The organism is Cupriavidus phytorum, assembly GCF_003254285.1.
Lineage (GTDB): Bacteria > Pseudomonadota > Gammaproteobacteria > Burkholderiales > Burkholderiaceae > Cupriavidus > Cupriavidus phytorum.
In genome coordinates this window covers 461,049-481,726 of record NZ_QKZN01000003.1, presented here as the reverse complement: position 1 = coordinate 481,726, position 20,678 = coordinate 461,049, and the positions used below count along the sequence as shown (strand labels likewise).

Sequence of the window (20,678 nt, the reverse complement as noted above, 5' to 3'; positions counted from 1 at the left end):
CAGGCTGCGCGGGTTTTTCTTTGTCCAGCCGCGCCAGTGGCATGCGCCGGGAAAAAACAACATCCCCAGATTTGGGGATGCCGGGCGCGCCATGCAGGCCCATGATGCGATGCGGGCGATCCGCGATTCGCCCGCTGCCACTTCGAGCCCTCGTCCACCCGGCCGGGGGCTTTTTCTTTTGGTGCGACGGCGAGGGACGGGAAATTTTCCGACCCCAAAATAGGCCGAGCCTTATCGCTTCACCAGTGTGCGAGTCCTATCGTAGCAAGGAACTTTGACCGGCATGCCGCTGGTAGTCATTGGCCTGGTTCGCGCGCTGCGGGAGCTGCGCGAGGCCAGCCGCATTCCTGACCCTGCTATGAACCGACCCCAACTCTTCCGTTTCCTGCGCCGCTGGCTGCTCGTGGTGGCGTGCTTCGCGGCACCGCACCTGGCCCATGCGAAGTGCACTGCCACGCCATCGCTGCCTTATGACCAGACCCTCAACAGCATGGCCATCGCGGTCAACCTTGAAGAAGGCAGCACGATTCCCGGAACGGTGCGCCAATACCAGTTCAGCGGCAGCTGCGCCAACGTGCTGCCCTGGGTGGTGCCTGGCGCCCCGATCGTCTCGTGCTACTACGGGTCCGGTATCGAAGTGAAGCCAGGGGTCTATTCCACCGGCGTCCCGGGCGTCGGCATCCGCCTGCGCAATGCCGCGGGCCAGCCGATGACCAATGCTGCAGGGGTCTGGTGCGACACCCGTGCGGCCAACCTGGGCTACCTCAATGCCGACATGACCTATTCCGTGTCGGTCACCATCGAGTTCGTCAAGACCGGGCCGATTTTGCCCGGCAATCTCGACCCCGCCCAGACCCGCTTCGGTTTCGGCGTCTATAACGGGTCGTTGGAAGGCGCGCTGGGCGGCACGGGTAACCGCGACAACTACATCGGCTTTTCCGGCACCATCGCAACGCGCGAGATCGCCTGCAATGTCGTCGCGCCCACCACGGTGAGCCTGCCTGCGATCAGCGCTAGGACGCTTGCGACGCAAGGCTCCGGCGGCAACACGCCGTTCGCCGTCCAACTGAGCTGCAACAGTGCAGCCATCGTCGGCATGACGCTGGACGGCGCCGCCGGCACGCCGGTGATGTCGCCCGCGGCCGGCATCCTCGGCCTCAGCAACGCCGGCGCTGCCGATGCGGCGAGCGGCACGGGCGTGCAGATCATGAATGCCAGCGGCACGGCGCCGGTACCCCTGCAGGTGCGCAATGCGATGGGGAGCATCCAGGCGAACGTACCGGCCACCTATCGATTTGGCGCCCGCTATGCCCGCCTTGGCGGCAACCCGTCGCCGGGTAACGTCAGCAGTTCGATGGTGTTTACGCTGGACTACCAATAAGGGCCAGCGCGGCAGTGATGTAGCGGAGGCATGGTTCATCGCTACATCCCGGAACCGAAGGACTACAATAGCCCGCTGCAGTCCTTCAAGGCTTTCGCGATGTCCGACCATCCCCGCTTCACCATCAACCGCTCCATGATCGCCCTGGTGCCGGAACAGCCGTTCCTGGACTGGATCCAGGCGGTCGATCCCCAGCCCGTGGCCGGCCTCACGCTGGAGCAGGTGCGCGAAGACCAGAGCGTGTTCCTGCTGCCCGAGGAGCTGGCCGACACGCACGAGAACGCCGTCCACTGGGTCGAAAAGCGCTGGCAGGATTTCTTCGAATTCATGCTCGGCGAATGGTTCGACGACTCGGCATGGCCCGAGGAACTGTCGCTGAAGATGTTTCGGGAGTGGTTCAGCGTGCGCTATCACTCGATGGTGTTCGACATGGCACCCGACGTGCCGGTGATGCACGACGACTGGGACGACGAGGACGATTCGTCCGAGCTGCTGCACTGACCTCCCGGCCGCCCCTCAGAGGAAGCGGTCAAGTATCTTGCGGCTGTGCTTGTCCAGCGCCATCAGGTCGCGGATCAGGTAGTGGATGCCGTGCGTGTCCGAGATCAGCAGCGTGCTGCCGGCCAGGCGCCGGATCGCTTCTTCGCCGCGCAGCACCAGGTCGGTCTGGCCGCGGTCGGTCTTGACCGTCCACACGCTGGGCGTGGCGTAGGTCGACACACTGACAATGCGCTCGATTTCCGGCATGAACTCGCGCGAGGCCAGCTCCGCCTCGATCATCTCGCGCTCGGCGAACGGCAGGTCTTCCAGCCGCGGAATCCAAACCACCTCGTGCCCGTCGGCGCTCATCATGCCGATGCCGCCCTGCGGCGCCGAGATCGGGAACGCGCGCACCGGCACCACGCCCTCATGGACGGTACCGTCCTCGGTAATCAGTACCAGGCGGCCGAACGGATTGCGGTCCAGCGTGAACACGGGGGCCGGCGCGGCGGCGGCGATGTCATTGGGCATGGGCGGTCTCGGGAATCTGGATGGGCTCTTCGGCGTCGTCGTCTTCGGTATCGACATTGCGCGCCTGCGCCTGGTAGAGCTTGTAGTACGCGCCTTCGCGCAGCAGCAGTTCGTCGTGGCTGCCCACTTCGACGATCTGGCCGCGGTCCATCACCACCAGCCGGTCGGCCTTGCGCAGCGTCGACAGGCGGTGCGCGATGGCAATGGTGGTGCGGCCCTGCACCAGGTTGTCGAGCGCCTTCTGGATTTCCTTCTCCGTCGCGGTATCGACCGACGAGGTAGCCTCGTCCATGATCAGGATGCGCGGGTTGATCAGCAGCGCGCGTGCAATGGAGATGCGTTGGCGCTCGCCGCCGGACAGCGCCTGGCCGCGCTCACCGACCAGCGAGTCGTAGCCGTGCGGCAGCCGCAGGATGAACTCGTGTGCATGCGCGGCGCGCGCCGCGGCAATGATCTCGTCGCGCGTGGCGTCCGGCTTGCCGTAGGCGATATTGTCGGCAATCGTGCCGAAGAACAGGAACGGCTCCTGCAGCACCAGGCCGATATGGCGGCGGTACTCCGATACCGGCAGCGAGCGGATATCGATACCGTCAACGCGGATCGCGCCTTCCGAGACATCGTAGAAGCGGCAGATCAGGTTGACCAGCGTGCTCTTGCCCGAGCCGCTATGGCCGACCAGCCCGATCATCTCGCCCGGAGCGATCGACAGGTTCAGCCCGCGGATCACCGCGCGGTTGCCATAGCGGAAACCCAGGTCGCTCATGTCGATGGCGCCTTCGACCCGGTCCAGGCGGGCTGGCCGCGCCGGCTCCGGCACGCTCGACACATGGTCGAGGATGTCGAAGATGCGCTTGGCGCCGGCGGCGGCCTTCTGCGTTACCGAGACGATCCGGCTCATCGAATCCAGCCGCGTATAGAAGCGGCTGATATAGGTCAGGAACGCCACCAGCACGCCCACCGTGATGGCACTGTGCGACACCTGCCAGATGCCGAACACCCACACGATCAGCAGCCCGATCTCGGTCAGCAGCGTCACCGTCGGCGTGAACAGCGACCAGACCGCGTTGACGCGGTCGTTGATCGCCAGGTTGTGCTTGTTGGCCTCGCGGAAGCGCGTGACTTCGCGCTTTTCCTGGGCGAACGCCTTGACCACGCGGATGCCGGGAATGGTGTCGGCGAGCACGTTGGTGATCTCCGACCAGATCCTGTCGATCTTCTCGAAGCCGTGGCGCAGGCGGTCGCGCACCAGGTGGATCATCCAGGCGATAAACGGCAACGGCACCAGCGTCACCAGCGCGAGCCACGGGTTGATCGAGACCAGGATCACTGCCGTCATCAGGATCATCAGCACGTCGGTGGCGAAGTCCAGCAGATGCAGAGACAGGAACACGCAGATGCGGTCGCTTTCCGAGCCGATGCGCGCCATCAGGTCGCCGGTGCGCTTGCCGCCGAAATACTCCAGCGACAGCTTCAGCAAATGTTCATACGTTGTCGTGCGCAAATCCGCGCCGATGCGCTCCGATACCCGCGCCAGCAGGTAAGTTCGCGCCCATCCCAGCGACCACGCCACCAGCGCGGCCCCGAGCAGCCCCGCCAGGTAAAGCCGCACCAGCCCATAGTCGATCGGAACGCCGTTCTGGAACGGGATCAGCACCCGATCCATCAGCGGCATGGTCAGGTACGGCGGCACCAGCGTGGCGGCGGTCGACAGCAGCGTCAGGATGAAGCCGCCCAGCAGTTGCCAGCGGTATGGACGGGCAAAGCGCCAGAGCCGCAACAGCGCCCAGGTCGACGGCGGTGTTTCCAGCTCGCGGCTGCATTGCGGGCACTGTTCCTCGTCCGGCGGCAGCGGCGCCTTGCAGGTCGGGCACAACACCTCGCCGGCCACGGTGGCCGGGCGCGAAGCGGCGGCGTCGCGCTGGGCCTCGAACTGGTCCGCCAGCCGCAAAGCGGCGGGATTGTAACCAAGCGTATATCGCCAGGTGGCGAGCCGGCCGGCCGGGCCGGTCAGTTCCAGCGTGCCCACCCCCGCGTGGTCGGTATGCGAGAGGCGCAGCGCCGGGGCGATGTTCCATTCCCGCACATTTTTTTCGCCGGGTGCACGGGCAACGATGCGCTGGTCGGTCACAACCAGCCACCCTTGGGTAAAATGCAGCCTCGCGTCGAGGTCCAGTGCCAGTCCGGCCAGGACAGTCTCGCCGGGTCGGAGCCACGATCCGGCTTCAGTCCGCCAGGGTTCATCGGCGGCGGTGGCGGTAGGGACAGGCAGGGAGGACTGGGTCATGGATGGCGCGGCGTGCGTCCAGGGATTGCGGACATAACTTGAAACAAATTTAGACCGGGCACGCGCTGGCGGCCCGCGAATTCGCCCGCAGTATACATAACGACGAACGCGCGGGTAGCCCTGATGCATTGCACAATCACTTTTACACCAAGAAAGTCAACCCGCTCCGTGCTGTAACGTTACTGAAAGGTTAGGCTTCCATTTCTCGGGCGTTCCGCCCACTGCCTCAAGCTAATTCAATGAAAAAGAAGGACATTGAGATTTTCGATGTCATGTCGCTGCGCGGCCCGAATATGTGGACATATCGGCCCGTTCTGGAGGCATGGGTCGATATCGGGGAACTGGAGGACTTTCCCTCCAACACGATTCCGGGGTTCTACGAGCGCCTGTCGGCCTGGCTGCCGTCGCTGATCGAGCATCGCTGCAGCATCGGCGAGCGCGGCGGCTTCCTGCAGCGGCTGAAGGAAGGCACCTGGCCGGGCCATATCCTGGAACACGTGACGCTTGAGCTGCAAAACCTGGCGGGCATGCCGGGCGGCTTCGGCAAGGCGCGCGAAACGCCGGTGCGCGGCGTCTACAAGGTGATCGTGCGCGCCTGGCACGAGGAAGTTACCCGCGCCGCCCTGTTCGGCGCGCGCGACCTGGTCATGGCCGCGATCGAGGACCGCCCCTACGACGTCGCGGCCACGGTGGAGCATCTGCGCCGCCTGGTCGACAAGCATTGCCTGGGCCCCAGCACCGCCTGCATCGTCGATGCCGCGGACGACCGCGACATCCCGGCGATCCGCCTGTCGGACGGCAACCTGGTGCAGCTGGGCTACGGCGCGCGCCAGCGCCGCATCTGGACCGCCGAGACCGACCGCACCAGTGCCATCGCCGAAAGCATCTCGCGCGACAAGGACCTGACCAAGAGCCTGCTGGAATCCTGCGGTGTGCCGGTGCCGGAAGGCCGCCTGGTCGAATCGCCGGAGGACGCCTGGGATGCCGCCGAGGACATCGGCGTGCCGGTGGTGGTGAAGCCCTATGACGGCAACCATGGCCGCGGCGTGTTCACCAACCTGATGACGCGCGAGGAAGTGGAAACCGCCTACGGCGTGGCCATCGACGAAGGCAGCGGCGTCATCGTCGAGCGCTTCATCCCCGGCAACGAGCACCGCCTGCTGGTGGTGGGCGGCCGCCTGGTGGCCGCGGCCATGGGCGAGACCGCCAGCGTGGTCGGCGATGGCAAGTCCACCATCGACGAGCTGATCGAGCTGCAGATCAATTCCGATCCGCGCCGCGGCAGCACCGAGGACCACCCGCTCAACCGCGTGCGGCTCGACTCCGCCGCGCGGCTGGAGCTGAAGCGCCAGGGCATGGACGGCAGTTCGGTGCCGCCGGAAGGCCGCACCGTGCTGATCCAGCGCAACGGCAACGTCGCCTTCGACGTGACCGACCGCGTGCACCCCAGCGTCGCCGCGCATGCCGCGCTGGCCGCGCGCGTGGTGGGGCTGGATATCGCCGGCGTCGACCTGGTGGCCGAGGACATCTCGCGCCCGCTGCACGAACAGCGCGGCGCCATCGTCGAAGTCAACGCCGGCCCCGGCCTGCTGATGCATATCAAGCCGGCCGAGGGCACGCCGCGCCCGGTGGGGCGCGCCATCGTCAACCACCTGTTCCCCGAGTCGGAAGACGACCAGGGCCGCATCCCGGTGGTGGGCGTGACCGGCACCAACGGCAAGACCGTGGTGGCGCGCCTGGTGGCACGCCTGCTGCAGCTGTCGGGCAAGCATACCGGCCTCGCCTGCAGCGACGGCCTGTTCCTCGACCGCCGCCAGGTCGAAAGCGGCGACCGCGCCAACTGGGAAGCCGGCCACCGCATCCTGATGAACCGCGCGGTCGAGGCCGCCGTGTTCGAGAACGACAGCGGCAGCATCCTGTCCGAGGGCCTGCCCTATGACCGCTGCCAGGTCGGCGTGGTCACCAACTTCGACCAGCCCGACCATCTCGGCGACTATTACGTCGAGGACGAAGACCGCATGTACAACGTGCTGCGCACCCAGGTCGACGTGGTGCTGCAGAACGGCGCCGCCGTGCTCAACGCGCGCGACGAGCGCCTGGTCGAGATGGCCGGGCTGTGCGACGGCGACGTGATCTTCTTCGGCCTGACCCCGGAGCTGCCGGCGATCATGTCGCACCGCGCCGCGGGCAAGCGCGCGGTGTACGTGCGCGAAGGCAAGATCGTGCTGGCCACCGGCAACAGCGAGACCGCACTGGTCGACGTGGCCGCGGTACCGCTGACCTACGCCGGCCGTGTCGCCTTCCAGATCGAGAACGTGCTGGCCGCGGTTGCCGCCGGCTGGGCGCTGGGCATTTCCAATGACCTGATCCGCGCCGGCGTGGTGACCTTCGACGTCGGCCAGGTCGACGTGCCGGGCCGCTTCACGCTGTTCGAGCGCAACGGCGCCACAGTGGTGGTCGACGACGCCCACAACGCCCCCGCGCTGGAAGCGCTGGCGACCGCGCTGGACCGCTTCCCGGCCGAGCGCCGCATGGTGGTCTACGGCGCCGGCGTGCAGCGCCGCGACGACGACCTGGTGCGCCAGGGCAAGGTCCTGGGCCAGCATTTCGACCGCGTGTTCCTGTGCGAGGACCGCAGCGTCAAGCGCGCCCTGCCCGACGCCGAGGCGCGCGCGCTGCTCAAGCAGGGCCTGTACGAAGGCCGGCGCGTGACCAAGATCATCGACGAAGGCACTCGCGCCAGCGCCATCGAAGCCGCCCTCAACCAGCTGGTGCCGGGCGACCTGCTGGTGCTGCAGTGCGACGAGGCCGCCACCGGCGCCACCGTCGACCTGGTGCACCACTGGATGGGCCAGCCTGCCCGCCGCGCCTGACGCACCCAGCCCAACCGCGCATAGAAGACACGGAAACCGTTCTATGGAAGTCTCCCGTATCCGGGCCCTGCGGGGCCCGAACCTGTGGTGCCGCCACACCGCCATCGAGGCGATCGTGGCCTGCCAGGACACCGCCAACATGCTGTCGGCCCTGCCCGGCTTCGAAGACCGGCTGCGCGCCCGCTTTCCCGAGATCGGGCCACTGCGCCCGGACGAGGAATCGGTGGAGCTGTCGCTGGCCCACGTGCTGGAAGTGACCGCGCTGCGCCTGCAGGCCGCCGCCGGCTGCCCGGTGACGTTCAGCCGCACCGCGCAGACGGTCGAGCCCGGCATCTACCAGGTGATCGTGCAATACAGCGAGGAGGAAGTCGGCCGGCTCGCCTTCGAACTGGCCGAGGCACTGTGCCAGGCCGCCCGCCACGACACCCCGTTCGACCTCGCCGACGCGCTGCACCGCCTGCGCGAGCTGGACGAGGACGTGCGCCTGGGGCCGAGCACCGGCTCGATCGTCTACGCCGCGGTCGCGCGCGGCATCCCGTACCGGCGCCTGACGCAGGGCTCGATGGTGCAGTTCGGCTGGGGCAGCAAGCAGCGCCGCATCCAGGCGGCCGAGACCGACCGCACCAGCGCCGTGGCGGAGTCGATCGCGCAGGACAAGGAACTGACCAAGACCCTGCTGCACGCCGCCGGCGTGCCGGTGCCGCTGGGCCGCTCGGTGCGCAGCGCCGACGAAGCCTGGGCCGCGGCGCAGGAAATCGACGCGCCGGTGGTGGTCAAGCCGCGCGACGGCAACCAGGGCAAGGGCGTGGCGGTGCGCATCCGCACCCGCGAGGAAGTGATGACCGCCTATGAGGTCGCCTCGGACATCAGCTCCGACGTGATCGTCGAGCGCTATATCCCGGGCCATGATTTCCGCCTGCTGGTGGTCGGCAAGCAGCTGGTCGCCGCCGCGCGCCGCGATCCGCCGCAGGTGATCGGCGACGGCGTGCATACCGTGCGCCAGCTGGTCGACGAAGTGAACCGCGACCCGCGCCGCGGCGAAGGCCATGCCACCTCGCTGACCAAGATCCGCTTCGACGATATCGCGCTGGCGACGCTGGCCAAGCAGAACCTGACCGCCGATTCCGTACCGGCCGCCGGCACCCGCGTGGTACTGCGCAACAACGCCAACCTGTCCACCGGCGGCAGCGCCACCGACGTGACCGACGACGTCCATCCCGACATCGCCGCGCGCGCGGTGGCGGCGGCCCAGATGGTGGGGCTGGACATCGCCGGCGTCGACGCGGTCTGCGAGACCATGCTCAAGCCGTTCGAGGAACAGGCCGGCGGCATCGTCGAGGTCAACGCCGCGCCGGGCCTGCGCATGCACCTGCAGCCGTCGTACGGCAAGGGCCGCGCGGTCGGCGAAGCCATCGTCTCGACCATGTTTGCCGACGGCGACGACGGCCGCATCCCGGTGGTGGCGGTGTCGGGCACCAACGGCAAGACCACCACGGTGCGGCTGATCACCCACATCATGGCCAGCAGCGGCCTGCGCATGGGCATGACCGGCACCGACGGCGTCTATATCCAGGGCGAGCGCATCGACACCGGCGATTGCAGCGGCCCGCGCAGCGCGCGCAACGTGCTGCTGCACCCCGACGTCGACGCCGCCGTGTTCGAAACCGCGCGCGGCGGCCTGCTGCGCGAGGGCCTGGCCTTCGACCGCTGCGACGTGGCGGTGGTGACCAACGTCGGCGAAGGCGACCACCTGGGCCTGTCTTACATCAACTCGGTGGAAGACCTGGCGGTGCTCAAGAGCGTGATCGTGCAGAACGTGGCGCCGCACGGCATGGCCGTGCTCAATGCCGCCGACCCGATGGTGGTGCGCATGGCCGACGCCTGCCCCGGCAGCGTCACCTTCTTCGCGCACGATCCCGACCAGCCGGCCATGGCCACGCACCGCGCGCAGGGCAAGCGCGTGGTGTTCGTCGACGGCGCCGACATCGTCGCCGCCGAGGGCGATGCCGAAGTGCGCATCGCGCTGGCGGAGATCCCGCTGACGCGCAACGGCACCATCGGCTTCCAGGTCGAGAATGCGATGTCGTCGATCGCGGCGGCGTGGGCGCTGGGCATCGACTGGTCGGTGATCCGCCGCGGGCTGGCCACCTTCGTCAACGATGCGCAGACCGCGCCCGGACGCTTCAATGTGTTCGACTACCGCGGCGCCACGCTGATCGCCGACTACGGCCACAACCCGGATGCGATCCTGGCGCTGTGCAACGCGATCGAGTCCATCCCGGCCAGGCGGCGGGTGGTGGTGATCAGCGGCGCGGGCGACCGGCGCGACGACGACATCCGCCGCCAGACCCAGATCCTGGGCGGCGCGTTCGACGAGGTCGTGCTGTACCAGGACCAGTGCCAGCGCGGGCGCGCCGACGGCGAGGTGCTGGCGCTGCTGCGCGAAGGCCTGCAGGGCGCGCAACGCACCAGCCAGGTCGAGGAAATCCGCGGCGAGTTCCTGGCCATCGATACCGCGCTGTCGCACCTGCAGCCGGGCGACCTGTGCCTGATCCTGGTGGACCAGGTGGAAGAGGCGCTGGGGCATATCGCCGGGCGCATCGCGCAGGGCTGAACGACCTGCCCAATAACGCTCGCAGCAAGCTCCCCTCTCCCGCTTGCGGGAGAGGGGTTGGGGGAGAGGGCCGGCGCACGCAAGCATCGCGGCGTATCACTTCGTGGAAGCTCCTGCCCTCTCCCCCGCCCCTCTCCCATAAATGGGAGAGGGGAGCCAACACTTAGCGTGGTCAGCAACAAAAAAGCCAGTTCAATGGAACTGGCTTTTTTGCATAAGTACCGCCTAGTCTCAATGCCTCCCCGGCAACGACAACCTCCGCTCCAGCCTGTGCTGCAGCCCGGACAACCCCGTGCTCAGCACCCAGTAGATCGCCGCCACCGCCAGGTACAGCGGCAACGGCTGGTACGTGGCGGCGATCACCTCCTGCGCGGTGCGCAGCAGTTCGGTGACGGTGATCACCGATACCAGCGAGGTATCCTTGATCAGGCTGATCAGGCTGTTCGACAGGCTCGGCACTGCCAGCCGCAGCGCCTGCGGGCCTACCACGTAGCGCAGCGCCTGCGCCGGCGTCAGGCCCAGGCTGTAGGCGGCCAGCCACTGCCCGCGCGCCACGCCCAGGATGGCGCCGCGCATGCTCTCCGACAAATACGCGCCGACATTCAGGCTCAGCGTCAGCACGCCCGCCGGCGTCGGCTCCAGCGCGATGCCGATGCCGGGCAGGCCGTAATAGACCACGAAGATCTGCACCAGCAGCGGCGTGCCGCGCATGACGCTGACATAGCCCCGCGCCACCGCCTTGAGCGCACGGCTATGGCTGATGCCCATCAGCGCCACCACCGTGCCCAGCATCAGCCCGAACACCATCGACCACAGCGCAAACTTGATGGTCAGCAGCGTGCCCTGCAGCAGCACGGGCAGGGAGTCGATGACGAGCTGGAGAGCGGGCATGGCGTGACGGAGGGATAAGGATCAGCAATAGAAGGGCACAAAGCAAAGCGGCGCGGCAGCCCTGCAGGCCGCCGCGCCGCGACATGATAACGCCTGCCGGCCGGCTTACTTGACCGGCTTGCCGGCGGGCTTCGTCACATCGGTGCCGAACCACTTCACCGACAGCTTGCCCAGCGTGCCGTCCTTGGCCAGGTCTTCCAGCGCATGGTTGATCGCCTGCGCGAACTTGGGATTGTCCTTGCGGAACGGGATCGCCACCTGCGTGGTCGCGCCGGCCACGATCGCGCCCGGCCGCAGCGGCAGGTTGGCGGTCTTGACCAGATACGCCACCATCAGCCGGTCGTTCAGCGCGGCGTCGACGCGCTGCGCCGCCAGGTCGCGCAGGTACTCGGGTGCGCCGGGATAGGTCTTGACCTCGATGCCGGCCACCGACTTGGCCAGGTCGTTGTAGTTGCTGCCCAGGCTGACGCCCAGCTTGTGGCCCTTCAGGTCTTCCAGCGACTTGAACTGGCGCTTGTCATCCTTGCGCTGGATCAGCTGCGCATCCGAGTAGACGTAGGGCGTGGAGAAATCCAGCACCTGCTGGCGCTGCGGCGTGACGTTGACCTGGTTGACGATCACGTCGAACTTGCCCGCCTGCAGGCCGGCGATGATGCCGCTCCATTCGGTGGTGACAAATTCCGGCTTGACGCCGAGCTTGCCCGCCACCGCCCGCGCCACGTCGACGTCGAAGCCTTCCAGCTCGTTCTTTGCGCCACGGAAGCCGAACGGGGGATAGGTGCCCTCCAGCCCGATCTTCAGCACGCCGGCCTGCTTGACGGTGTCGAGCAGGTCGGCGGCATGGGCCGCGGTGGCCGCCAGGCCGGCGCCGGCCACCAGGGAAGCGGCCAGCAGGGATTTGAACCAGCCAGTACGAAGCGATCGCATATGTTCTCCAGTCGATGCGGATAAGCAGTGTGGGGCAGCGCCGGCCGGCCTCTTTTGGAGCGCCGCCGGCTGTTGTGCTGCTATGAGCCTATATCGGGCTCAACACTACCGCAAACACTATCGAATGCTAAATATCGATTCATCATGGCTAAATAACCGCGGGGCCCGGTTCCGCTCCCGCGGCCTGCCCTGCCCTACTGGTAGGCCTTGTCGTTGGGCGCCGCGAACAGCGCCTTCATGTCGGCCGACAGCGGGTAGTTCATGTTGATGCCGCGCGGCGGGATCGGTGCCATGAACCACTTGTTGTACAGCTTCTCGGCGCGGCCGCTGGTCTGCAGGTCGGCGATCACGCCGTCGGCCAGCTTCTTGAACGAGGGATCGTCCTTGCGGAACATGCAGGCGTAGTTCTCGGTCTGCAGCGGGGCGCCCACCACCACCCAGTCGGCGGCGTTCTTGGCCTTGGTGCGCTCGCCGTACAGCAGCGGCTCGTCCATCACGAACGCCGCGGCACGGCCGGTTTCCAGGATCAGGAAGGACTGGCCGTGGTCCTTGGTGCTGATCAGGTTCATGTTCATGGCCTTCTCGCCGTTCATCTTGACCAGCAGGCGCTCGCCGGTGGTGCCTGCCGTGGTGACCACGTTGCGGTCCTTCAGGTCGGCAAACTCCTTCACGCCCGAATCCTTCTTGGTCAGCATCTTGATGCCGTAGACGAACAGGCTGTTGGAGAATGCGACCTGCTTCTGCCGCTCGAGGTTGTTGGTGGTGCTGCCGCATTCGATGTCGATGGTGCCGTTCTGCACCAGCGGGATGCGGTTCTGCGAGGTGATCGGCGTCAGGCGCACCTGCAGGTTGGGCATCTTCAGCTCGCTCTTCACCTTGTCGACGATCTGCAGCAGGATCTCGTGCGAGTAGCCCATGACCTCCTTGCCGTCGGTGTACGAGAACGGGATCGACGATTCGCGGTAGCCGAGCGAGATCACACCGCTGTCCTTGATCTTCTTCAGCGTGTCGCCGTCGGCGGCATGGGCGGCGCCGGCGGCGAGCAGCAGCGTGGCTGCCGCAAGTGCGCGGCGGGTGGCAAATCGGTGGGGGTGCAGCGTTTGCATGTGGCGCTCCTTGTAGTGGGGCTTGGTCATTGAGGCATGTTTCATGGACAGCTTCAGGTACTGCAGGCTTACCGGTACGGCAACAACCCATGCTCGGCCTCGGCGCTAGGCGCGCGCGGCGTCGAAATCTTCTGCGTCGATGGCGGGACGGCGCCCCGCCAGGCGGTCGGCCAGCAGGCCGGCACTGCCCATCGCCAGCGTAAACCCCAGCGCACCGTGGCCCAGGTTGAGCCACAGCCCCGACACCCGCGACGGCCCCACCAGCGGCAGGCCGTCCGGCGTGGCCGGTCGCAGTCCGGCCCACGGCTGCAACTGCGCCAGCGGCTGCTCCGGCACGATGCCGGGAAACAGCTCGCGGGTCTGGGCCACCAGCGTGCCGACCCGTTCCGGGTCGATGTGAGTGCCGCCGCGCACCAGGTCGGCCATGCCTGCCACCCGCAGTGTATTGCCGATCCGGGCATAAACGATCTTGTTGGCAAAATCCGTCACGCTGATATGTGGCGCGGGCGCGCCGCCGGCCAGCGGCACCGTGATGCTGTAGCCCTTGAGCGGCCACAGCATCGGCCGTACCCCGAGCGGACGCAGCAGCGGCACGCTGCCGATGCCGCCCGACATGATCACCACGTCGGCGGGCACCACCCCGGCCGGCGTGCGCACCCCGGTGACGCGCCCGCCCTGCTGCACCAGCCCTTGCACCACGGTGCCAAAACGCAGCGACACCCCCGCGTACGTGCCATCTTGCAGCAAGCGTGCCAGCGACAGGCAGAAGCGATGGCAGTCGCCCACCTCTTCGCTCGGGGTATGGATGGCGCCGGCGATGTCGTCGCGGATGCCGGCCAGCGCCGGTTCCAGCGCCACGCAGGCATCGCGGTCCAGCGCCTGCTGCTCGCAGCCCAGGCTGGCCTGGTAGTCCAGCAGCCGGCACGCCGAATCGAACGCCGCCGCGTCGCGGTGCACCACCAGCTTGCCGCGCCGCGCAAAATGAAAGCCGGCGCCGCCGTCGTCATGCTGGTGCCGGGCCACGAAGGCCTGCATCAGATCGCGTGAATAAAAGCCCAGCCGCAGCAGCTTGCGCGTGGTCGCCTCGCTGGTGGCGGCGTTGCAGGCGGACATGAAGGCGGCCAGCCAGCGCCACTGCGCCGGGTCCGCCGCCGGGCGGAAACGCATCGGCGAATCGCGCCGCAGCAGCCAGCCCGGCACCTTGGCCATCACCCCCGGCCCAGCCAGCGGCGCCACGTAGCTGTAGCTGAGCTGCCCGCCATTGGCAAAGCTGGTTTCCTCGCCGGGCCCGTCGTGGCGCTCGAGCACCGTCACCTGGTGGCCGTCCTCGGCCAGGCGCCATGCCGTCGTCATCCCCACCACGCCCGCGCCCACGATCACCACCTGCATTGCCATTCCTTTGCTTGCATCCATCAGGCAGAGCGTAGTGCAACCGCGCCGGCTTGCCCAATGCGAATACGTGCCAGAATATGTCTTCAGGCTATGGGGCCGATCGCCGCCTTGCCACGCCCTTTCCACCACGCCCTTCCACAACGCCCCACATGCCATGCGCCTGCGCCAGATCGAAGTGTTCCGAGCCGTGATGCTGACCGGCACCGTCAGCGAGGCCGCGCGCCTGCTGCACGTGTCGCAGCCGGTGGTCACGCGCGTGCTGCAGCATGCCGAGGCCTCGCTCGGCTTCCGGCTGTTCGAGCGCGTGCGCGGACGGCTGCAGGCCACGCCCGAGGCCAACGCGCTGTATGGGGATGTCGAAAGGCTATATGGCGAGATCGAACGTGTGCGCCGGGTCTCGGAAAGCCTGCGCCACAAGGGCGCCGGCCGGCTGCGCGTGGCCGCCACGCCGAGCCTGGCCAACCCGCTGCTGGTGCCGGCGGTGCGCAGCTTCTGCGCGCGCCACCCCGACACCCAGGTGCAGGTGCTGACGCACCATACCGACGAGATCGTCGATGCGCTGCTGGCCAACCAGATCGACCTGGGCTTTGCCTTCGCCCCGCCCCGCCACGAAGCCATCTCGAGCGAACCCGTGGCGAGCGGCCGCATGCTGCTGGCGGTGCCGCGCGCGCAGCCCCTGCCCGCCGGCGGGCGCCGTCGCGTGGTGCCGATGCAGCGGCTGATCGAACGCCCCTTTATCGGCTATGACGACAACAGTTCGCTCGGCCTGCTGGTGCGCCAGACCCTGGCGCGGCACGCGCTGGAGCCGCGCTCGACGCTGGAAGTGCAGACCTACTCGCTGGCGCTGGCGCTGGTCGACGCGGGCCTGGGCATGACGCTGCTGGACCAGTACACCGCGCTCAGCGCCAGCGCGGAGCGCGTGGCACTGCATGACGTGGCGCCGGTGCTGCCGTTCGAGATCCAGATGCTGCGCGCCAGCCATCGCGCCGGTTCGAGCCTGGCCGACGATCTGCGCGCGCAGTTCGCGCAGGCCGCCGAAGCGCTGGCGGCGACGCTGCCACAGCGGCTGGAAGCGCCGACGGCAAGCTTCGATGCCGCCCCCGCCAGGCGCCGCGACTGACGGCAGCACAGATTGACAGCCGCGCGCGCCGTGCACCATCATCAAGCCGCCTGCAGGCACAACCTGCCAGCGCAATCCTGCCTATGTTCGTCCTGACCCTGATCCTGCTCGTCCTTGTCAGCGCCTTTTTCTCGATCTCCGAGATCGCGCTGACCGCTGCCCGCCGCACCAAGCTGCAAGTGCTGTCCGAACGCGGCGACGGCCGCGCCACGCGCGTGCTGCTGCTCAAGGAAGAGCCCGGCAACTTCTTCACCATCGTGCAGATCGGGGTCAACAGCGTCGCCATCCTGGCCGGTATCCTGGGCGAGAAGCATGTGTCCGACCTGCTGCTCGAAGCGCTGTCGCCCTACATGCAGGTGGTGCACGCGCAGCGTGCCGCCAATATCGGCTCGTTCCTGATCGTGACGCTGCTGTTCATCCAGTTCGCCGACCTGATCCCCAAGCGCATCGCCATGACCTTTCCCGAGGCCTGCGCGCTGGCGGTGATCGACCCGATGCTGACGCTGCTGCGCGTGCTCAGGCCGCTGGTGTGGGTCTTCAACGCCGCCGCCGATGCCATGCTGCGGCTGCTGCGCCTGCCGACCAAGCCGGTCGACCAGATCACCACCGAGGACATCGCCGCGATGGTCGATGCCGGCGCCGAGGCCGGCGTGCTGCACAAGCATGAACTGCATCTGATCGAGAACGTGTTCGAGCTCGACTTCAAGGGCATCACCGCGATCATGACGCCGCGCGACGAGGTGGTCTACCTGAGCCTGGACGAGCCCGCCGACAGCGTGCGCCGCAAGCTGGTCAACCAGCCGCACGCGCAATACCCGGTGTGCGGGCACGACCTCGACGACGTGCAGGGCTATATCGATTCCAAGGACATCCTGCAACTGCTGCTGGCCGATGAAAGCGCCGCGGTGATGGGCAATATCGGCCGCTACCACGACAAGAACGTGCTGGTGATCCCCGATACGCTGACCCTGTCCGAATCGCTGACGCGCTTCCGCGAGATGCACCAGAGCTTTGCCGTGGTCATGAACGAATACGGGCTGGTGGTGGGCATCGTCACGCTGGACGACATCGTCGGCGCGCTGATGGGCGACATCCTCTATTCGAGCGAAGACGAGCAGATCGTGCGGCGCGACGACAGCTCGTGGCTGGTCGATGGCCTGACGCCGCTGGTCGACCTGAAGAAGGCGCTGGAACTCGATACCCTGCCCGGCGAGGATTACGTCGATACCGCGGCCGGGCTGGTGATCTATGCGCTCAAGCGCATCCCAAAGAAGTCGGAGTCGATCACCGTGGCGGGCTATCGCTTCGAAGTGCTGGACATCGACCATCACAAGATCGACCAGTTGCTGGTGTCGCGCCTGCCGCCAGCACCCGAGGCGGAAGCGGCGGCGACGCCAGCGTAGCCGCGCCGGCCTGTCGGTAGCGCTCGAGCGTGTCCGGCAGCCGGAACCACGCGACGTAGCCGAACGCCGCCACCACCGCCACCGCGGCCACCACGCCGAGCCGCGACGGCGCCACCGAGCCCCGCGGCGCCGGCCCGTGCAGCGTGCGGTAGGCCGTGCCCAGCAGCGCGATCCACGCCAGCCCGAGCGCATAGCCGGCGGCCACGTCGGACAGCCAGTGCATGCCCAGGTACAGCCGCGACACGCCGATCGCCGCCACCGCCACCACGGTCAGCGCCAGCACCGGAATGCGCACGCGCCGCGGCTGGCGCAGGCACATCAGGAAGGCCAGGAAGCCGTAGGTGACCATGCTGCTGGTGGCGTGGCCGCTGGGGAAGGAATACGACTCGAGGCCGCTGTAGATGCTGGCCGGGCGCACCCGCGCCATGCCCAGCTTGAGCGCCATCACGCAGGCGCGCGCGCCGAGCAGCGCGGCCGCCCAGTACAGCGACACGATCCAGGCCCGGCGCCAGCACAGCCATGCGAACACCGCCACGCCCACCGCCACCGAAATGCGCCCGCCGCCGAGCTCGGTCACAGCCACCATCGACAGGTCGAGCCAGTCGCTGCGCAAGGCGCGCAGGGCCGCGTACACCTGCTGGTCGAGGCGCACCACGTCCGCGTTTTCCGCGACCTCGCCGGCCAGCCAGAACAACGCGCTGCCGCAGGCCAGCAGCACGGCGCCGGCCAGCAGCACCAGCAACAGCTCGGCCATGTCACGCTCGAGCACGCGCAGCGTAAGCGCGTCCAGCCGCCGCGGCCGCGCCGCCACGCGCGCCGACAGCGCGCCGGCACCCCACACGCGCCAGCGGTCAAGCCAGCGCACTACGGGCCGCAACAGCGCCACCAGCAGCGGCACCAGCCCCAGCAGCAGCAACGTCACCAACGCGAACAACGCAAGCAGCCCCAGCGCCGTGCCCGGCGTAAGCCAGGCCTGCACCAGGGTGCCCGCGCGCGCCGGCGCGTCAGCCACCGGAGGCCTCCGCGGTGCCGGCGCTGCCGCCGATTCTGGCGAGATTGGCGCGGGCCGGGGCCTCGCAATCGGCGAACGCCACGGTCAGGAACAGTCGCGGGCGCTGCGCCAGGTGGCCCAGGAATGCCGCGCGGCGGCGCATGAACTCGGCCCACAGCGCATCGCCCTGCAAGCCGGTGCGCGCGGCCAGCAAGGCGCGGTTCTCGGCGAAGACGTCGAGGCTGTGGGCGTCGAACCGGTCCGGCGGCGCCGCCAGCCTGAGCAGATCGAGATCGAGCACGGTGTCGGCGCCCGCGCAGCCGGGTCGATGGTCGCGCGTATCGAGCACGATCTGCGCGGCACGCTCCAGCACCGCGCGGGCTTCGCCTGGCGCAACGGATTCGATCATGGCGGCCGACGCGGCTTCGTTGTGCTCGCAGCCCGGCACATAGACCGCGTCATGGCACAGCACCGCCAGCGCCTGCGCGCGGTCCAGCACCACGCCGCGCGCATGGGCGGCCTCGAACATTTCCAGGATATGGCGGCGGTCGTGGTAGCGGCGGTAGGGGGAATCGTGCAGCGCCAGCACGTCGAGCACCGCCTGGCGCGGCAGGAAATCCAGGCAGGCCAGCGCCGCGGGCCAGTCGGGCGCGAAGCGCGGCACCTCGCCCTGCGGCGTCGCCACCGGCTCGCTGAACACATCGGCGCGGCGCACCCACAGTAGCGACGGATCGCGCATGGCGCGGTAGACCACCACCGGCGCCAGGTCGGCCTCGAAGCGGCCGATGCCTACCGCCGCATAGGCGCCGCCCTTGTAGTGCCGGTACGGCATGCCGTAGACCAGGTCGGGATCGGCCGGCAGTTCGGACGGATCGCCGTGAAAGACCTGTGCGGCGCGTGCTTTGTCGGGGGGCTGGGTCATGGTGCGGCATCCTGCGTTGCGGATCGCCATGATAGTGCACCCGCAGGCGCGTCCGGCGGGTGCCGTGGGGCGGCGCGTGGCCGCACCACAAAACCGGCCGCGGAAAAAACAAAACCGACGCGCACTTTCGTGGGCGTCGGCCTGAGTTTTACTACGCTGTTGTTGCCTGCCGGTGGTCGAGCCGGTCAGCTTCTTGTATGGCGGAGAGGGTGGGATTCGAACCCACGGTACCGTCGCCGGTACGCCTGATTTCGAGTCAGGTACATTCGACCACTCTGCCACCTCTCCGGTAACTTGTTGCCGTGTGGCGAAACCGAGATTATAGCCACGCTCTGCCAGCCGATGCAAGAGGCTGGCGGCAGATTTTTTCGCCGCCTTATTGCCGTGCCTTACAGTTCCGGCTCCAGGCGGGCGGTGCCGCCCATGTACGGCTGCAGCGCGGCCGGCACCGTGACCGAGCCGTCGGCGTTCTGGTAGTTTTCCAGGATCGCCACCAGCGTGCGGCCGACGGCTAGGCCCGAGCCGTTCAGCGTGTGCACCAGTTCCGGCTTGCCCTGCCCCGTGCGCATGCGCGCCTGCATCCGGCGCGCCTGGAAATCGCCCATGTTGGAGCACGAGCTGATCTCGCGATAGGTGTTCTGCGCGGGAATCCACACTTCCAGGTCGTAGGTCTTGGTGCTGCCGAAGCCCATGTCCCCGGTGCACAGCACGATGGTGCGGAACGGCAGTTCCAGCTTCTTCAGGATCGCCTCGGCGTGGCCGGTCAGCTGCTCGAGCGCGTCGAAGGACTGGTCGGCGGGCACCACCTGGACCAGCTCGACCTTGTCGAACTGGTGCTGGCGGATCATGCCGCGGGTGTCCTTGCCGTACGAACCGGCTTCGGAGCGGAAGCACGGCGTATGCGCGACGAAGCGCAGCGGCAGCTTCTCGCCGGCGACGATGGCGTCGCGCACGATATTGGTCAGCGGCACCTCGGCGGTGGGGATCAGGTAGAAGTTCTCGATGCGCTCGCCTTCCTCGCTGCCGACCTTGCGCGGCACCTTGAACAGGTCTTCCTCGAACTTGGGCAGCTGGCCGGTGCCGCGCATCGACGCGGCATTGACGATGTACGGCACATACATCTCGGTGTAGCCGTGCTCGTGCGTATGGGTGTCGAGCATCAGCTGCACCAGCGCGCGGTGCAGGCGCGCCATGCCGCCGCGCAGCATCGAGAAGCGCGAACCGGTGACCTTGACCGCGGTGTCGAAATCCAGCCCCAGCTTTTCGCCCACGTCGACGTGGTCGCGCACGGCAAAGTCGAACTGGCGCGGCTCGCCGACGCGGCGCACCTCGACGTTCTGGGTTTCGTCGTTGCCCACCGGCACGCTGTCGTGCGGCAGGTTCGGGATCGACAGCATCAGCTCGGCCAGGTGCGCCTGGATCTCGTCCAGCCGCGCCGCCGAGGCCTTGAGCGTGTCGCCGATGCCGCCCACTTCCGCCATCACGGCCGAGGCATCCTCGCCCTTGCCCTTGAGCATGCCGATCTGCTTGGACAGGCTGTTGCGGCGCGCCTGCAGTTCCTCGGTCTGGGTCTGCAGTTGCTTGCGTTCGGCCTCGAGTGCCTGGAACGCCGCCACGTCGAGTTGGAAGCCGCGCGTGGCAAGGCGTTGCGCCACGGCGTCGATGTCTTTGCGGAACAGCTGGATGTCGAGCATGTTGCTAAGGTGGAGTGCAGGGCCAGCGACATGCCGGCGGACCCGCCATTTTACTGCACAGCCGTTAGC

15 protein-coding genes and 1 tRNA gene are annotated in these 20,678 nt (G+C 67.8%); 6 read left to right on the top strand and 10 right to left on the bottom strand.

Translation table 11 applies throughout. The features are described 5' to 3' along the window. Positions 1 to 283: 283 nt before the first annotated feature. Together C7416_RS10610 and C7416_RS10605 are read left to right on the top strand one after the other, a co-directional pair. Positions 284 to 1,381 (top strand): fimbrial protein, encoded by a 1,098-nt coding sequence (locus tag C7416_RS10610; protein ID WP_181461199.1) that lies wholly within the window; start codon positions 284 to 286, stop codon positions 1,379 to 1,381. A gap of 99 nt (positions 1,382 to 1,480) precedes the next feature. Then, complete coding sequence (locus C7416_RS10605; RefSeq protein ID WP_062802065.1) at positions 1,481 to 1,882, top strand: hypothetical protein; 402 nt, start codon at positions 1,481 to 1,483, stop codon at positions 1,880 to 1,882. Between the two features lie 15 nt (positions 1,883 to 1,897). Here the strand turns inward: C7416_RS10605 and C7416_RS10600 are convergent, their stop codons facing one another. Together C7416_RS10600 and C7416_RS10595 are read right to left on the bottom strand one after the other, a co-directional pair. Then, positions 1,898 to 2,392 (bottom strand): cyanophycin metabolism-associated DUF1854 family protein, encoded by a 495-nt coding sequence (locus C7416_RS10600; protein ID WP_111518886.1) that lies wholly within the window; start codon positions 2,390 to 2,392, stop codon positions 1,898 to 1,900. Beyond that, a complete protein-coding gene (locus C7416_RS10595) occupies positions 2,382 to 4,676 on the bottom strand; it encodes a cyanophycin metabolism-associated ABC transporter (protein WP_111518884.1) in 2,295 nt (764 codons plus the stop codon). Before C7416_RS10595 ends, C7416_RS10600 begins: the two co-directional genes overlap by 11 nt. A gap of 239 nt (positions 4,677 to 4,915) precedes the next feature. Here C7416_RS10595 and cphA (C7416_RS10590) point away from each other — a divergent pair, with 239 nt between their 5' ends. Together cphA (C7416_RS10590) and cphA (C7416_RS10585) are read left to right on the top strand one after the other, a co-directional pair. Next, positions 4,916 to 7,549 (top strand): cyanophycin synthetase, encoded by a 2,634-nt coding sequence (cphA, locus tag C7416_RS10590; protein ID WP_111518882.1) that lies wholly within the window; start codon positions 4,916 to 4,918, stop codon positions 7,547 to 7,549. A gap of 43 nt (positions 7,550 to 7,592) precedes the next feature. Next, complete coding sequence (gene cphA, locus C7416_RS10585) at positions 7,593 to 10,163, top strand: cyanophycin synthetase (RefSeq protein WP_111518880.1); 2,571 nt, start codon at positions 7,593 to 7,595, stop codon at positions 10,161 to 10,163. A 231-nt stretch (positions 10,164 to 10,394) separates the two neighbouring features. Here the strand turns inward: cphA (C7416_RS10585) and C7416_RS10580 are convergent, their stop codons facing one another. The 4 genes from C7416_RS10580 to C7416_RS10565 form a co-directional block, all read right to left on the bottom strand. Beyond that, the gene (locus C7416_RS10580) at positions 10,395 to 11,054 is read right to left on the bottom strand and encodes an amino acid ABC transporter permease (RefSeq protein WP_111518878.1); all 660 of its coding nucleotides are present in this window, start codon (positions 11,052 to 11,054) and stop codon (positions 10,395 to 10,397) included. A 105-nt stretch (positions 11,055 to 11,159) separates the two neighbouring features. Further along, positions 11,160 to 11,981 (bottom strand): transporter substrate-binding domain-containing protein, encoded by an 822-nt coding sequence (locus C7416_RS10575; RefSeq protein WP_111518876.1) that lies wholly within the window; start codon positions 11,979 to 11,981, stop codon positions 11,160 to 11,162. A 194-nt stretch (positions 11,982 to 12,175) separates the two neighbouring features. Next, positions 12,176 to 13,087, bottom strand: coding sequence for a glutamate/aspartate ABC transporter substrate-binding protein (locus C7416_RS10570; RefSeq protein ID WP_111519058.1), 912 nt, complete (start codon positions 13,085 to 13,087; stop codon positions 12,176 to 12,178). Positions 13,088 to 13,192: 105 nt separating this feature from the next. Beyond that, a complete protein-coding gene (locus tag C7416_RS10565) occupies positions 13,193 to 14,476 on the bottom strand; it encodes a D-amino acid dehydrogenase (protein ID WP_111518874.1) in 1,284 nt (427 codons plus the stop codon). A gap of 157 nt (positions 14,477 to 14,633) precedes the next feature. Here C7416_RS10565 and C7416_RS10560 point away from each other — a divergent pair, with 157 nt between their 5' ends. Beyond that, the gene (locus C7416_RS10560) at positions 14,634 to 15,599 is read left to right on the top strand and encodes a LysR family transcriptional regulator (RefSeq protein ID WP_111518872.1); all 966 of its coding nucleotides are present in this window, start codon (positions 14,634 to 14,636) and stop codon (positions 15,597 to 15,599) included. Between the two features lie 83 nt (positions 15,600 to 15,682). Next, positions 15,683 to 17,002, top strand: coding sequence for a polyamine export protein PaeA (gene paeA, locus C7416_RS10555; RefSeq protein WP_111518870.1), 1,320 nt, complete (start codon positions 15,683 to 15,685; stop codon positions 17,000 to 17,002). Here paeA and C7416_RS10550 read toward each other — a convergent pair. The 4 genes from C7416_RS10550 to serS form a co-directional block, all read right to left on the bottom strand. Further along, on the bottom strand, positions 16,884 to 18,014 hold the full coding sequence (locus tag C7416_RS10550; protein WP_116327991.1) for a phosphatase PAP2 family protein: 1,131 nt from the start codon (positions 18,012 to 18,014) through the stop codon (positions 16,884 to 16,886). The genes paeA and C7416_RS10550 overlap by 119 nt on opposite strands. Then, complete coding sequence (locus tag C7416_RS10545; protein WP_181461197.1) at positions 18,007 to 18,915, bottom strand: DUF1653 domain-containing protein; 909 nt, start codon at positions 18,913 to 18,915, stop codon at positions 18,007 to 18,009. The genes C7416_RS10550 and C7416_RS10545 overlap by 8 nt, the downstream gene beginning before the upstream one ends. Positions 18,916 to 19,113: 198 nt before the next feature. Next, a tRNA-Ser gene (locus C7416_RS10540) sits at positions 19,114 to 19,203 on the bottom strand. A gap of 101 nt (positions 19,204 to 19,304) precedes the next feature. Next, positions 19,305 to 20,609: a serine--tRNA ligase gene (gene serS, locus C7416_RS10535; protein ID WP_111518866.1), complete on the bottom strand. Its 1,305-nt coding sequence runs from the start codon at positions 20,607 to 20,609 to the stop codon at positions 19,305 to 19,307. Positions 20,610 to 20,678 lie beyond the last annotated feature (69 nt).